This window comes from Acidimicrobiales bacterium, assembly GCA_035630295.1.
In the GTDB taxonomy this organism is placed as follows: Bacteria; Actinomycetota; Acidimicrobiia; order Acidimicrobiales; family Iamiaceae; genus Iamia.
The window spans coordinates 1-13805 of record DASQKY010000020.1 but is presented as its reverse complement, the minus strand read 5'-3'; the positions used below and the strand labels follow the sequence as shown (position 1 = coordinate 13805).

Here is a 13805-nt window from a genome sequence, read left to right as displayed (position 1 = left end):
GGACGTCCGACGGCCCGGTTCCCCCGCCGGGCCGTCGCCGCGCCCGCCCCGATCACCGTCGGCTGGGGGCCTCCCACCAGGGCGACACCGCGGTCAGGCCGTCCAGACCATGGTGACGTCGTCGCCCAAGCGGCGCTCCAGGCGGGTGGAGAAGGTGCGGGCGTGGGCGTCGTCGCCGTCCCACACCACGAGGGCCAGGTCGGCCACGCTGGCCAGCCAGGCGTCGCGCCGGCCCAGGGCCTTGCCCCGATCGGCGGTGGTGGCCGGGACCTTCTTCTCCAGCACCACCTCCCGGGGGGCGGTGGCCCGCAGGGCCAGGAAGCGGTCGCGGTCGGCCCGACGCATGTGGTGCTCGGGGTCGGGCCAGGGCAGCACGGCCACCCAGTCGACGCCGGCATCGACCGCGGCCTCGCCGGCCAGGGCCTCGGCCCCGGCCCGGAGCCCGGTCAGGACCACCAGGCCCGGATGCATCTGGGCCTGGGCCTCCACCATCTCGGCCAGCCGGCGGCGCAGCTCCCGGAGCACGACCGGGTCCTCCGGCAGGTCGCGCTGGCCCCCCACCACGCACAGCGCACCCTCGGGGATGCGGCCGTCGCGCCGCCGGCGCTCGGCCCGGGCCTGGGCCGGGTCCATGTCGGCCAGCCGGGCGGCGGCGGCCTCGGACCGGCCCCAGGGCACGTCGGCCGGGCCCAGCGCGTCGGGGGTGGGGGGCACCTCGCCCCGGGCCTCGTCCCGGCCCAGGGCCGAGGCCACGGCCAGGCGGTCGACCAGGTCGTTCATCTCGTCGCCGGAGTGGCCCTTGACCCAGCGGGGCACGCCGAAGCGACCCTCCTTGTGGGCCGCGATGAGCGGCTCCCACAGGTCCTGGTTGGCCACCGGCTGCTTGGCCGAGTTGCGCCACCCCCGGGCCTCCCAGCCCTTCCACCAGCCGTCGCGGAAGCAGTTGGCCACGTAGGTGGAGTCGGTCACCACGTCGAGGGGCCCGTCCAGCATCTCGGTGGCCCGCAGCACGGCCATCAGCTCCATGCGCTGGTTGGTGGTGTCCGGGTCGTGGCCCCGGGCCCACGCCCCGCCGGGCACGGCCCACGCCCAGCCCCCGGGCCCGGGGTTCCCGGAGCAGGCCCCGTCGGTGTAAACGACCGTCGCCGCCACGCCTCTCCCTACCGAGCCGACGGCCGGGCCCGGGGGCCCGGGGCGGAGGACAGGCGCACGACGGTGGTCACCGGCCGAGCATCGCAGATCGCCTGCCCCAGCCCCACCCGATGCCGGCGGCTCGCGCCACGCCCCGACCCATCCCACCGGCCCCGAGGCCGTCACCGGGCGTTCGCGGCCGACCCTGTGTGATCGCCGGGAGGCGGTGCGAGAGTGGGGCCCATGAGCATCAGCGACGACTTCGTGGGCGGCCTCCCGGACACCGACCCCACCGAGACGCGCGAGTGGCTCGACTCGCTCGACGCGGTGGCCAGCGTGCAGGGCCGGAGCCGGGCCGAGTTCCTGATGCAGAAGCTGCTGGAGCGCAGCCACGAGCTGCAGTTCGGCATCCCGGCCCCGGTGCGGACGCCCTACATCAACACCATCCCGGCCCAGGACCAGCGCGAGCGGTACTGGTTCCCCGGCGACCACGACCTGGAGCAGCGCATCCGGGCCTTCATCCGCTGGAACGCCGCGGTCATGGTCATCAAGGCCAACAAGGCGGCCGACGGCATCGGCGGCCACCTCGCCACCTATGCCTCCTCGGCCTCGCTGTACGAGGTGGGCTTCAACTGGTTCTTCCGGGGCAAGGACGCCGGGCGGGCCGGTGACGCCGTCCACATCCAGGGCCACGCCGCCCCCGGCATCTACGCCCGGGCCTACCTGGAGGGCCGCCTGGACGAGAGCCACCTGGACAACTTCCGCCGCGAGCTGGGGGGCGGGGGCCTCTCCAGCTACCCCCACCCCCGGCTCATGCCGCACTTCTGGGAGTACCCCACGGTGTCGATGGGCCTGGCCCCCATCTCGTCCATCTACCAGGCCCGCTTCAACCGCTACCTCCACGCCCGGCAGATCGACGCCACCGACGAGTCCCGGGTGTGGTGCTTCGTGGGCGACGGCGAGACCGACGAGCCCGAGACCCTGGGGGCCATCGCCCTGGCCGGCCGGGAGCAGCTCGACAACCTGGTCTGGGTGGTCAACTGCAACCTGCAGCGCCTGGACGGCCCGGTGCGGGGCAACGGCAAGATCATCCAGGAGCTGGAGGCCGTGTTCCGGGGGGCGGGGTGGAACGTCATCAAGGTCATCTGGGGGTCCCGCTGGGACGAGCTGCTGGCCCGTGACGTCGACGGCGTGCTCCTCGACAAGATGAACAGCACGGTCGACGGCGACTTCCAGCGCTACGCCACCGTCGACGGGGCCCACATCCGCGACCACTTCTTCGGGCCCGACCCCCGGCTGCGGGCCATGGTCGAGGACCTCTCCGACGACGAGCTGCGGGCCCTGCCCCGGGGCGGCCACGACTACCAGAAGCTCTACGCCGCCTACCGGGCCGCCACCGAGCAGCGGGGCGCCCCCACCGTCATCCTGGCCAAGACCATCAAGGGCTGGACGCTGGGCGAGGGGGTGGAGGCCCGCAACGCCACCCACCAGATCAAGAAGATGACCCTGGTGCAGCTGCGCAGCCTGCGCGAGCGCCTGTACCTCCAGGACGAGATCCCCGAGGAGTCCCTGGCCGACGACCGAGACCCGCCCTACTACCGGCCCCCGGAGGGCAGCCCCGCCCACACCTACCTGATGGAGCGGCGCCAGGCCCTGGGCGGGCCGCTGCCGTCCCGGGTGGTCCGCGTGAAGCGGGAGCTGCCCCTGCCCCCCGACGACGCCTTCACCGAGCTGCTGGCCGGCTCCGGCAAGCAGGCGGCCAGCACCACCACCGCCTTCACCCGCCTGCTGCGGGCCCTGGCCCGCACCGAGGGCTTCGGCCGCCGGATGGTGCCCATCATCCCCGACGAGGCCCGCACCTTCGGCATGGACTCCCTGTTCAAGGAGTTCGGCATCTACGCCGCCCAGGGCCAGCAGTACGAGCCGGTGGACCACTCCCTGCTCCTGAGCTACACCGAGACCAAGGACGGCCAGCTCCTGGAGGAGGGCATCACCGAGGCCGGCTCCCTGGCCTCGTGGACGGCGGCGGCCACCAGCTACGCCACCCGGGGCGTACCCATGGTGCCGTTCTTCGTCTTCTACTCCATGTTCGGGTTCCAGCGGGTGGGCGACCTGATCTGGCAGGCCGCCGACCACCGGGCCCGGGGCTTCCTGCTGGGCGCCACGGCCGGGCGGACCACGCTGCTGGGCGAGGGCCTCCAGCACCAGGACGGCCACAGCCACCTGCTGGCCTCCACCGTGCCCGTGTGTCGGGCCTACGACCCGGCCTTCGCCTACGAGGTGGCGGCCCTGGTCCGCCACGGCATCACCCACATGTACGGGCCCGACGCCGAGGACGTCTTCTACTACCTGACCCTCTACAACGAGAACCACCCCATGCCGGCCATGCCCGAGGGGGCGGTCGACGGCATCGTGGAGGGCCTGTACCGGTGGGCCGGGCCCCCCGAGGGCACCGACCAGCAGGCCTCCGTGCTCTTCAGCGGCACGGCCCACCTGGCCGCCCGGGCGGCCCGGGACGAGCTGGCCGAGCACCACGGCATCGGCGTCGACCTCTACAGCGCGCCGGGCTACAAGCAGCTCCGGGAGGAGGCCCTGGCCGTCGAGCGGTGGAACCGCCTGCACCCGGGCGAGGCGCCCCGGGTGCCGCGGGTGGCCCAGATCCTGGGCGGCGGGGAGGGGCCGGTGGTGGCCGTCACCGACTTCATGGCCGCGGTGCCCGACCAGGTGGCCCGGTGGGTGCCCCGGCCCTACACCGCCCTCGGCACCGACGGCTTCGGCCGGTCCGACACCCGGGAGGCGTTGCGCTCGTTCTTCGAGACCGATGCCGGCCACGTGGTGGTGGCCGTGCTCTCGGCCCTGGCCCGGGCGGGGCGCATCGAGGCCGACCAGGTGGCCAAGGCCGCCGCTCGTCACGGCATCGACCCCGACCAGTCGCCGCCCTGGACCCGCTGAGGGAGCGAGCGGTGGGCCTCAGGCCCCGATGACGGTCACCACCAGGTAGGTCGGCCCGGCCTCGGGGGCCACGGCCCGGATCTCGGCCACCCGGTCGCCCTCGCCCACCCGCAGGCCGAAGGTGGTCTGGTCGCCGCGGAAGCGGTCGGAGACGTCGGGCGGCTCGCCCAGGTCGGTGAACTGGCGGGCGTAGGCGGCGAGGAGGTCGCGCACCTTGCCCTCGACCCGGACCACGAAAGACCAGCCCTCGCCCCCGCAGGCGCAGGGGCCCGGCAACCCGACCAGGGTGCTCCCGGTCTCGACGGCCCGGGGCGGGGCCAGCGGCGACCGCACCCCGACGCCCACGTCCTCGTCCGGGGGGGCGGTGACCACCTCGGGCAGGGCCACCGGGGCCAGGGGTGCGGTGGGGGCGGTGGCGCCGGCGTCCGCCCCGGCGCCCACGTCCTCGCTGCCGGGCGGCCGGTAGCGCACGGCCAGGCCGGAGACCGCGGAGAGCTCGGTGACGGCCTGCCGGGACTCGACGACCAGGCTCTCACCGTCGGCGCCGTCGACGTAGCGCCCCCGGCAGGTCAGGTCCTGCTCGGCGCTGGTGCACGTCCCGACCCGCTCCATGCCGACCGCCGAGGCCTGCGACGCCATGTCGTTGAACACCGCCACCGGGTCCCCGGTCACCAGCATGAGGGCCCGGAAGCCGCCGCCGGTCAGGTCCGGGAAGGGGATGCCGAGCAGCACCGCCCCCTCGGGGACCGACAGGTCCCCGCCCAGGGGGGTGCCGGGCCCGGCCATGCCCTCGGGGTCGAGGTCGAAGGGCCCGAGGTCGGCCCCGGAGACGGCGACCCGCCGGCTCGGGTCCTCGCCGGGGAGGGTGGTGGCGGCCGTGTCGTCGTCACCCCACCCGCAGCCCCCGGCGAGCAGGGCCAGGGCCACCGCCACGACCACCGCCGGCACCAGCCGGGGCCGCGAGGAGGGACGGGGGGGCATCGGCGCGACCGTAGGCGACCGGCACCGGCCGGCCGCGGCGCTGGCGGCGGGTCGGTACCGTGGCCCGGTGCCTGCGCCCACGTTCCCCGTCACCGGTGTCGACGCCGCCGACGAGCTGCTCGTCGCCGATCCCCTCGCCCTGCTGATCGGCATGCTGCTCGACCAGCAGATCCCCATGGAGAAGGCGTTCATGGGCCCGCTGCTGCTGGCCGAGCGGATGGGTGGCCAGCTCGACGCGGCCGCCATCGCCGCCCTCGGGCCCGACGAGCTGCTGGCCACCTTCCGGGGACCGCCCGCCCTCCACCGCTTCCCCAAGAGCATGGGCGAGCGCACCCAGGCCATGTGCGCCCACCTGGTCGAGCACCACGGTGGGCGGGCCGAGGACGTGTGGGAGGGGGCGGCCGACGGGGCCGACCTGCTGAGGCGCCTGGTGGCCCTGCCCGGCTACGGGCGGGAGAAGGCCCAGATCTTCGTGGCCATCCTGGCCAAGCGCATGGGCATCCGCCCCGCCGGGTGGGAGGAGGCGGCCGGGCCGTTCGCCGACCCCACGCCCCGGTCGGTGGCCGACATCGACTCCCGCGAGGCCTTCGACCGGGTCCGGGCCTGGAAGAAGGAACAGAAGGCCAAGAAGCTGGGCAAGGGCGACTGAGGTGCCCATCGCCATCCGAGGCCGCCACGCGCTGGTGGCGCTGGCCGTCCTGGCCCTCGGCGGCCTCACCGCCTTCGGCTGCGTCGGCCCCGCCGTCGGGCCCGAGCGCATCCACTCCTTCGCCGTCACGGCCATCGTCCGCGAGGACGGCACCGTCGCCGTCCGGGAGGTCATCGACTACGACTTCGGGGGCGAGAGCCGACACGGCATCGTGCGGGTGATCCCCGACGACGGGGGCACCCCCGAGCAGGTCGCCGTCTCCTCCCCCACCGCCCCGGATCAGGTCCAGGTCGAGCACCTGGGGGTGGAGACCACCCTGCGCGTCGGCGACCCGGACCGGACGGTGAGCGGCCGCCACCGCTACGTGGTGCGCTACGTGCTGCCACAGACCGTCGTGCCGGGTGGCGTCGCCGGCTCGCCCCCCACCTTCGCCCTCGACGCCATCGGCGCCACCTCCGAGGTCCCCCTCACCCATGCCCGGGTCACCGTGCTGGGCGCCACCCTCGACGCCCGCCGCTGCACCGTGGGGCAGCCCCAGTCGCGGCGCCCGTGCACCATCACCGCCGTCGACGGCGGCTACCGGGTGGCCGAGGACCACCTGCCCGACCACGCCGGCATCACCGTCGACGGCCAGGTGCTGTCCACCAGCCCGGCGTCCTTCCCGGGTGAACCGCCCTTCGAGGGCCGCAGCTCGTCGGACCGCTGGGCCTGGGCCGGCATCGTGGCCGGCCTGGGGGCGCTCGGCGCCCTGGCCGTGTTCCTGGCCTGCCGGCAGATGGGCCGCAACGAGGTGGCGGGAGAAGGGGCCACCGAGGCCGCCTTCGTGCCCGTCGACCAGCAGGCCTTCGGCGTCGCCCAGGGCGCGCCCGGCACCGCTCCCCCGCCCACGCCGGGAGCCCGCATGGTGGCCGACACCGAGATGGGCGAGCTGGCCGGCATCGACTTCGTGCCCCCGCGCGGGGTCGAGCCCTGGCAGGCCGCGGTGGTGGCCCGGGAGGTCGTCGACGACCGCACCATCGGCGCCTGGTTCGCCAGCCAGGCCGCCCACGACATCCTGGTCCTGGACAAGGACGGCCAGGACGTCCGCCTGCGGCCCGGGCCCCGGGCGGCCAGCGCCGACGCCACCGTCGCCCCCATCCTGAACCGGGCCCTGGCCGGCCAGCAGGAGATCGCGCTGGGCACCTACGACCCCGGCTTCGCCGCGGCCTGGAAGGAGGCCGGTGCCGCCATCGACGGCTGGTCCGTCGGCTCGGGGACGTTCCGGCGCCGGCCCCCCCGGTACGGGGCCGGCCAGAAGGGCTGCCTGACCGGGCTGACCGGGCTCACCCCCGTCGTGCTGGTCGCCGTCCTGCTGGGCAGCGGCGACGCCTTCGGGGGGACCCGCACCACCTTCGCCGCCATCGCCCTGGCCCTCCTGGTGCCCGGCGTGGTGGCCATGGTCGTCTACCGCCGGCTCATCCGCAGCCTCAGCGCCCGGGGCTCGGCCATCGCCCTGCGCACCGAGTCGTTCCGCCGGTTCCTCCACGACAGCGAGGCCCAGCACGTCGAGTGGGCGTGGCAGAACGGCCTGCTCCGCGAGTACTCGGCCTGGGCCGTGGCCCTGGGCGAGGTCGACGCCTGGAACGGCGCCATGGCCGCCTCGTCGGTCCCGCCGGTGGAGCAGCACGCCACCAGCGGCGTCCTGGCCCCCGCCCTCTACGCGTCGAGCTTCAGCTCCACCACCACCGCCCCGTCCAGCTCGGGCTCCGGCGGGGGCGGGGGCTTCTCCGGCGGCGGGTCCGTGGGTGGCGGGGGCGGCGGGGGCAGCACCGGCAGCTGGTAGCGCCCGATCTCGCTGGCGCCGGGGGGGCCGGGGTGCAAGGGTCGGCGGCGGCGCCATCCCGGGGCCTGAGCCGCCACCCGACGGGGGACCGATGCACCACCTGCGACCCGATCACCGCCCGCGCCGCGCCGCCCCCCAGGGCCCCTTCCGACGCCGGGCCGTGGCCCTGGCCCTGGCCACCGCCGTCCTGGCCTCGGCCTGCTCGTCGGGCGCCGAGGCCGGCGGCCGGGACGCCGGCACCACCGAGGCCGGCCCCTCCTCCACCACGGCGGCCCCGACCGGCGACCCGGCGATCTACCCCGGGGCCGAGTGGGCCGAGGCCGATCCGGCGGCCTCCGGGCTCGACCCCGCCGCCTTCGACCGCCTGGCCGCCCAGGCCGAGGCGGCCGACTCGTCGTGCCTGGTGGTGACCCGCCACGGGGCCGTGGTCGACGAGCGCTACTGGCAGGGCAGCGACGCCGAATCCGCCCAGGAGGCCTTCTCGGTCACCAAGTCCATCACCAGCACCCTGGTGGGCATCGCCCAGGACGAGGGGGACCTGGCCCTGGACGACTCGGCCTCCCGCTACATCCCCTCCTGGGCCGGTACGCCGGCCGAGGCCGTCACCGTCGAGGACCTGCTGAGCAACGACTCGGGACGGGAGTGGAGCCTGAGCCTCGACTACGGCCAGATGGTGAACGCCACCGACCAGACCGCCTTCGCCGTGGGGCTGGGCCAGCCCCGGCCCCCGGGCCAGGAGTGGGTGTACAACAACTCGGCCATCCAGACCCTGGACGAGGTGCTGACCACCGCCACCGGCCAGGAGCCCCAGGACTACGCCCGGGCCCGCCTGTTCGACCGCATCGGCATGGACCGCTCGGAGATGACCACCGACGCGGCCGGCAACACCCGCACCTTCATGGGCCTCCAGACCACGTGCCTCGACCTGGCCCGCTTCGGCTACCTGATGCTGCGGGGCGGGGAGTGGGACGGCGAGCAGGTCGTCTCCCGCCAGTACGTGGAGGCCGCCACCGGCCGCTCGTCGACCGAGCTCAACGCCGCCTACGGCTACCTGTGGTGGCTCAACCGGCGGGGCCAGCTGGCCGACCCCGACGTGGCCACCACCGGAGCCCCCGACGGCGCCCGGCCCGACGACCAGATGGTCCCCGGCGTCCCCGACGACGTCTTCTGGGCCCTCGGGCTGTTCGACCAGATCGTCGCCGTGATCCCCTCCGAGGGCATCGTGGCCACCCGCATGGGCGGCCCCCCGGACCCGGAGACCCCGTTCAGCCAGACCGAGCTGACCGAGGGCCTGCTCGAGGCGGTCACCGACCGGTGACCTGACCGCTCAGGCGTTGGCCTGGCGGTCCAGCCAGCCCAGCAGCACGGCCACGGCCCGCGGGTCGTGGCGGAGCTGGTGGCCGGCCCCGTCGATGAGCCGCAGCTCGGCCGAGCCGTGGGCGTCGGCCAGGACCCGAGCGTCGAACTGGGGCACGGCCTCGTCCTCCCCGCCGTGCACCAGCAGCAGCGGCCGGGGGGCCAGCCGGTCGACCACGTCCACCGGCCGCCGCTCCCGGAGCTCCCGGGCCCACTGCTCGGGCTGGGGCGGGAAGCCGGGGGTGGAGATGACCCCGATCTCGCGGGTGTGCTGCAGGAGGCGGCGGGGGTGGCTGGCCCAGTCGTCGAAGTCGGCCGGGGCGGCCAGGGCCGCCACCCCCATCACCCCCGGGTCGGCGGCGCCGGCGCAGATGGCCAGCCCCCCGCCGGTGCCGAAGCCGGCCAGCCACGTCCGCTGCACGTCGGGCACGGCCCGCAGCTCCTCCAGGCCGGCGTGCACGTCCTGGTACCAACCCCCCAGCGAGAAGTCACCCTCCGAGCCCCCGGCGCCCCGGAGGCGCAGGGCCAGCACCACCCAGCTCAGGGTGGAGGCGATGCGGTCGGCCAGCTCGGGCAGGTCCTTGCCGGCATCGGCGCCGCCGGCGGTGGCCGGGGGCAGCCCGTGGGTCAGCACCAGGCCGGGGCGCCCGGCCGAGGTCCGGCCCCGGGGCCGGGCCAGGTGGCCCACCAGGGACAGCGAGCCGGAGCGGACCGGGTGCTCCTCGACCGGCACGGCAGGCCCGGCCGGCGGTCAGGCGCCGACGTCGGCGTCGACGTCGACGTCGGCCTCGGCCCGCAGGGCGGCCCGGGCGCCCGGGCAGCGACAGGGCCGGTAGCCGCGGTTGCGGGCCTCGGCCAGGGTGTCGGGCCCGAAGGCCAGGTAGGTGCCGGCGGCCATGAGCTCCTCCACGGCCTCCTCGTCGCAGTGGTCGAGGTCGTGGACCCGCTGGTTGCGCTTGTCGCCCACCCACCGGTTGTGCTCGAAACGCGTCGGCCGCTCCATGGCCGGACCTTACGCCGGAGCCGGGCCGGTCCCGGAACCCCGGCACCGCGCCCGTCCCCGGGCCGTGGGGGCGTTCGGACATCCCCACCGGCAGGGGGCAGAATCGGAGCCATGCTCTCGATCCACTGGTTCCTGCCCACCGGGGGCGACTCGCGCGACGTCGCCACCAGCGGGCCCGACACGCACCGGCGGGAACCGGACGTCCCCTACCTGGCCCAGGTGGCCCGGGCCGCCGACCGCCTGGGCTTCGAGGCCGCCCTCACCCCCTGCGGCACCGCCTGCGAGGACGCCTGGATCGCCACCGCCCCCCTGATCCCGCTGACCGAGCGGTTGGCCTTCCTGGTCGCCTTCCGGCCCGGCCTCCTCTCCCCCACCCTGGCCGCCCAGATGGCCTCCACCTACCAGCGGATGTCGGGCGGGCGCCTGCGCCTCAACATCGTCATCGGAGCCGAGGACGCCGAGTCGGCCCGGTTCGGCCCCCCCATCGACAAGGCCACCCGCTACGCCCGGGCCGCCGAGTTCCTGCAGGTGATGCGGGCCGCCTGGGGCGAGGAGCCCTTCGATTTCCGGGGCGAGTTCTACGACGTCACGGCGGCCACCACCCGGGCCCGGCCGGAGCCCCCGCCCCCGGTGTACTTCGGGGGCGCCTCGCCGCCGGCCGAGGAGGTGGCCGCCCGCTGGAGCGACGTGTACCTGGCCTGGGGCGAGCCCACGGCCATGGTGGCCGAGCGGGTCGACCGCATGCGCCAGAAGGCCGCGGATGTCGGCCGGACCCTCCGCTACGGCATCCGCTTCCACGTCATCACCCGGCCCACGGCGGAAGCGGCCTGGGCCGCGGCCGAGCAGCTGCTGGCCGGGGTGAAGCCCGAGCAGGTCGCCGCGGCCCGGGCCGACTTCGCCGCCACCGCCTCGGAGGGCCAGCGCCGCATGGCCGAGCTCCACCGCGACCTCGACCCCACCGACGTGCGGGGCCTGGAGATCCACCCCAACCTGTGGGCCGGGGTGGGCCTGGTCCGGGGCGGGGCCGGCACCACCCTGGTGGGCAGCCACACCGAGGTGGCCGACCGCATCGAGGAGTACGCGGCGCTGGGCTTCGAGGAGTTCATCCTCTCCGGCTACCCCCACCTGGAGGAGGCCTACTGGTGCGGCGAGGGCCTGCTGCCCGAGCTGCGCCGCCGGGGCTGCCTGGCCCCCCTGCCCGGCGACACGGCACCGGCCGAGAGCCGGTTCTCCACCTTCCGCTGACCCCCGGACGTTGGACCGGAAACCGCCACATCGGTCGTCACCGGTCCAAGGTTCGAGGCGGTGCGGTCCCGGGGACGGTCAGTCGGCGGGGCGGCCGATGGCGCCGATGGCCTCCAGGTAGGCCAGGCGGGCGTCCAGGATGGCCACCACGTCCTCGTCGGCCAGGTCGGGCCGGGCCTCGGTCACCCGGGCCAGCACCCGGCCCACGGCGCCGTCCTGGTCGAGCACCTCGTCGTCGTGGCCCCGGGCCACCTCCTCGGCGGTGGACTCCTCCAGCACCTCGGCGTCGGTGCGCAGCACCCAGCGCACGTCGTCGTGGCTGACCCGGGCCGTGACCTCGTCGGGCAGGCGTTCGGCGATGAAGGCGATGGCCTCCTCCAGCTCGAACACCGCGGGCCGGGCCCGGTCCTCCAGCAGCACCACCTCGCGCCCCACGGCGTAGAGGGCGATGGCCACCACCAGCACCACGGCCAAGCCCACCAGGATCACGACCAGCACCCCGGCATGATGCCAAGCGACCGGCCCGGCACCGGCACCGGAGCGGCTCGCCCTAGGGTCACGCGGTGGGACGACGCACCCCGGCCGGCGGCCGACGGGGGGCCCGGGCTGTGGTGGCCCTGGCTCTGGTGGCGACCACCGTCGGAGCCTGTTCGTCCCGCGGCGACGAGGACGGTGGCCCGGCATCGACCACCACCGGGGCCGCGCCTCGGGTCGAGGTCGAGGTGGTGCCGGCCGGTGGCGCCCGCCTGTCCACCCACGCATCCGTGCTGCCCGTCCTGGTGCTGGACGGGGCCCTGGTGGCGGTGGGCGACGGGGCGGTGGCCCCGGGGCGGGCCGACCCGCTGCTCCGCTCCACCGACGACGGGCGGACCTGGACCGTGCCCCGGACCCCGGACGCCGACCCCGGGGATCTGTCCACCTGGTCGCTCCACGAGGTCGACGGCCTCGGCATCCTGGCCGGCGGCGTGTCCACCACCCTGGCTCCCCCGCAGCCGGTGCTCTGGGTCTCCGACGACGACGGCGCCACCTTCACCGCCGGGGCCGGAGTGGCCGACGGCGCCGTCGGGGGGACGGTGCGCGAGGTGGTGGCCCTCGACGATCGGCTGGTGGCCCTCGGGGACGTCCAGGTCGACGGGTCCCCGGTGGCCCGGCCGGCCACCTGGACCTCCACCGACCGGGGCCGCACCTGGGTCCGTACCCTCCCGGGCGACGGGGGACCGGGGGGGCCGGAGGGAGGCGGGGCGGCGGCCCTGGTGCTCGTCGGCGGGCGCCTGCTGGCCCCCACCGGAGACGGCATCGTCGCCTCCGACGACGCCGGGCGGACGTGGGAGCCGATCGACGTCCCCACGGCGCCCGGACACCGGATCGTCGACCTGCTGTCCGACGGCGGGGTGGTCGTGGTCACCACCTCCAACAGCTACTCCGACCCGGTGGAGACGGCGATGCTGTCCAGCACCGACGCCGGCACCACCTGGCGTCGATCCGCCCCCCTGCCCGGGGTGCGGGACCGGGACGGCACGGGGACGACGCTCAACGCCCCCTCCGACCTCCACCGCCTGCCCACCGGCGACCTGGTGGCCACCACCTCGACCGCCGAGGACTACGACCGCTACCTGCCCTACGTCCTGCGCTCGACCGACGAGGGCCGCACCTGGGAGGTGGCCGACCTGGGCCAGGACTGCCCGTCCTACGAGGCGTCGGCCCGCCTCAGCCCCCTGGCCACCGCCGGGCCGCTGCTGGTGGCCGTCTACGAGTGCGTCAGCCGCCGCCGGGCCCAGCTCCTGGCCTCGGTCGACGGCGGCCGCACCTGGACCGAGGCCCGCCACCCGGCCCTGCGGGCCATCCGGGTGGGGGCACCCTTCACCTCCGGCGACGGGCGGGTGTCGGTGCTGGGCGGCGACGGCACCCACCGGTCCGTGGTCCACCTCACGGTGCGCCGCTGACCGACGTCGCGCCGGCCCGGCGCGACGACGCCCCGGGGTGGACCGGGGCGTCGATCGAGGGACGGGCCGGGGCCCGGCGGCTACAGGCCGATGCGCTGGGCCAGCAGCTCCCGGTGGTAGGTGGGGTCGCCGAAGAGCAGCTCGGTCGACTTGGCCCGCTTGAAGTACAGGTGGGCCGGGTGCTCCCAGGTGAAGCCGATGCCGCCGTGGATCTGGATGTTCTCAGCCGCGGCATGGAAGTAGGCGTCGCTGCAGTAGGCCTTGGCCAGGGAGGCCACGACGGGCAGCTCGTCGCTGTCCTCGGCTGCGGCCCAGCCCGCGTAGTAGGCGGCCGACTTGGCCGACTCGACCTCGAGCAGCATGTCCGCGCACTTGTGCTTGATGGCCTGGAAGGAGCCGATGGGCCGACCGAACTGGACGCGGACCTTGGCGTACTCGACCGCCATCTCCAGGCACTTCTGGGCCCCGCCGACCTGCTCGGCCGCGAGGGCGACGGCGGCCAGATCGAGGGTCTTGCCCAGTGCGCTGCCGCCCTCGCCCTCGGTGCCGATGAGGCGAGCCGGGGTGTTGGAGAACTCGACCTTGGCCTGCTTGCGGGTCTGGTCCATCGTCTGCAGCGCGGTGCGGGTGAGTCCGGAGGCGTCGCCGTCGACAGCGAACAGGCTGACGCCCTTCGGCGTGCGGGCGGCGACGAGGATCAGGCTGGCGGTGTGCCCGTCGAGG

General features: G+C 75.6%; 12 protein-coding genes. 6 read left to right on the top strand and 6 right to left on the bottom strand.

The features are described from left to right. Positions 1 to 93 precede the first annotated feature (93 nt). On the bottom strand, positions 94 to 1152 hold the full coding sequence (locus VEW93_04815) for a ribonuclease H (protein ID HYI61106.1): 1059 nt from the start codon (positions 1150 to 1152) through the stop codon (positions 94 to 96). A gap of 222 nt (positions 1153 to 1374) precedes the next feature. On the opposite strand from VEW93_04815, the gene aceE reads away from it, so the two are divergent. After that, on the top strand, positions 1375 to 4083 hold the full coding sequence (gene aceE / locus VEW93_04810) for a pyruvate dehydrogenase (acetyl-transferring), homodimeric type (protein ID HYI61105.1): 2709 nt from the start codon (positions 1375 to 1377) through the stop codon (positions 4081 to 4083). Positions 4084 to 4101: 18 nt separating this feature from the next. On the opposite strand, the gene VEW93_04805 is transcribed toward aceE, so the two are convergent. After that, a complete protein-coding gene (locus tag VEW93_04805; GenBank protein HYI61104.1) occupies positions 4102 to 5064 on the bottom strand; it encodes a hypothetical protein in 963 nt (320 codons plus the stop codon). A 67-nt stretch (positions 5065 to 5131) separates the two neighbouring features. On the opposite strand from VEW93_04805, the gene VEW93_04800 reads away from it, so the two are divergent. From VEW93_04800 to VEW93_04790, 3 genes are all read left to right on the top strand, one after another. After that, positions 5132 to 5713, top strand: a complete 582-nt coding sequence (locus VEW93_04800) for an HhH-GPD-type base excision DNA repair protein (GenBank protein HYI61103.1) — start codon at positions 5132 to 5134, stop codon at positions 5711 to 5713. 1 nt (position 5714) lies between these two features. Beyond that, on the top strand, positions 5715 to 7535 hold the full coding sequence (locus VEW93_04795; protein ID HYI61102.1) for a DUF2207 domain-containing protein: 1821 nt from the start codon (positions 5715 to 5717) through the stop codon (positions 7533 to 7535). Between the two features lie 91 nt (positions 7536 to 7626). Beyond that, on the top strand, positions 7627 to 8853 hold the full coding sequence (locus tag VEW93_04790) for a serine hydrolase (GenBank protein HYI61101.1): 1227 nt from the start codon (positions 7627 to 7629) through the stop codon (positions 8851 to 8853). Positions 8854 to 8862: 9 nt separating this feature from the next. On the opposite strand, the gene VEW93_04785 is transcribed toward VEW93_04790, so the two are convergent. Beyond that, the gene (locus VEW93_04785) at positions 8863 to 9624 is read right to left on the bottom strand and encodes a hypothetical protein (protein HYI61100.1); all 762 of its coding nucleotides are present in this window, start codon (positions 9622 to 9624) and stop codon (positions 8863 to 8865) included. Positions 9625 to 9642: 18 nt separating this feature from the next. Then, entirely contained in the window at positions 9643 to 9894 is a 252-nt protein-coding gene (locus VEW93_04780; GenBank protein ID HYI61099.1) for a hypothetical protein, read from the bottom strand. A gap of 111 nt (positions 9895 to 10005) precedes the next feature. Between VEW93_04780 and VEW93_04775 the strand changes: the two genes are divergently transcribed. Continuing rightward, the gene (locus VEW93_04775) at positions 10006 to 11139 is read left to right on the top strand and encodes an LLM class flavin-dependent oxidoreductase (GenBank protein ID HYI61098.1); all 1134 of its coding nucleotides are present in this window, start codon (positions 10006 to 10008) and stop codon (positions 11137 to 11139) included. A 78-nt stretch (positions 11140 to 11217) separates the two neighbouring features. Here VEW93_04775 and VEW93_04770 read toward each other — a convergent pair whose 3' ends face one another. Then, complete coding sequence (locus VEW93_04770) at positions 11218 to 11637, bottom strand: hypothetical protein (protein HYI61097.1); 420 nt, start codon at positions 11635 to 11637, stop codon at positions 11218 to 11220. A 65-nt stretch (positions 11638 to 11702) separates the two neighbouring features. Between VEW93_04770 and VEW93_04765 the strand changes: the two genes are divergently transcribed. Further along, on the top strand, positions 11703 to 13082 hold the full coding sequence (locus VEW93_04765) for a sialidase family protein (GenBank protein HYI61096.1): 1380 nt from the start codon (positions 11703 to 11705) through the stop codon (positions 13080 to 13082). Between the two features lie 80 nt (positions 13083 to 13162). Here the strand turns inward: VEW93_04765 and VEW93_04760 are convergent. Further along, a partial coding sequence (locus tag VEW93_04760) for an acyl-CoA dehydrogenase (protein HYI61095.1) occupies positions 13163 to 13805 on the bottom strand: 643 nt, incomplete at its 5' end.

Excerpts from the sequence above, each read along its gene's own strand:
- VEW93_04780 (HYI61099.1), bottom strand. The coding sequence starts at position 9,894 with ATGGAGCGGCCGACGCGTTTCGAGCACAACCGGTGGGTGGGCGACAAG.
- VEW93_04790 (HYI61101.1), top strand. The coding sequence starts at position 7,627 with ATGCACCACCTGCGACCCGATCACCGCCCGCGCCGCGCCGCCCCCCAG.
- VEW93_04775 (HYI61098.1), top strand. The coding sequence starts at position 10,006 with ATGCTCTCGATCCACTGGTTCCTGCCCACCGGGGGCGACTCGCGCGAC.
- aceE (HYI61105.1), top strand. The coding sequence starts at position 1,375 with ATGAGCATCAGCGACGACTTCGTGGGCGGCCTCCCGGACACCGACCCC.
- VEW93_04805 (HYI61104.1), bottom strand. The coding sequence starts at position 5,064 with ATGCCCCCCCGTCCCTCCTCGCGGCCCCGGCTGGTGCCGGCGGTGGTC.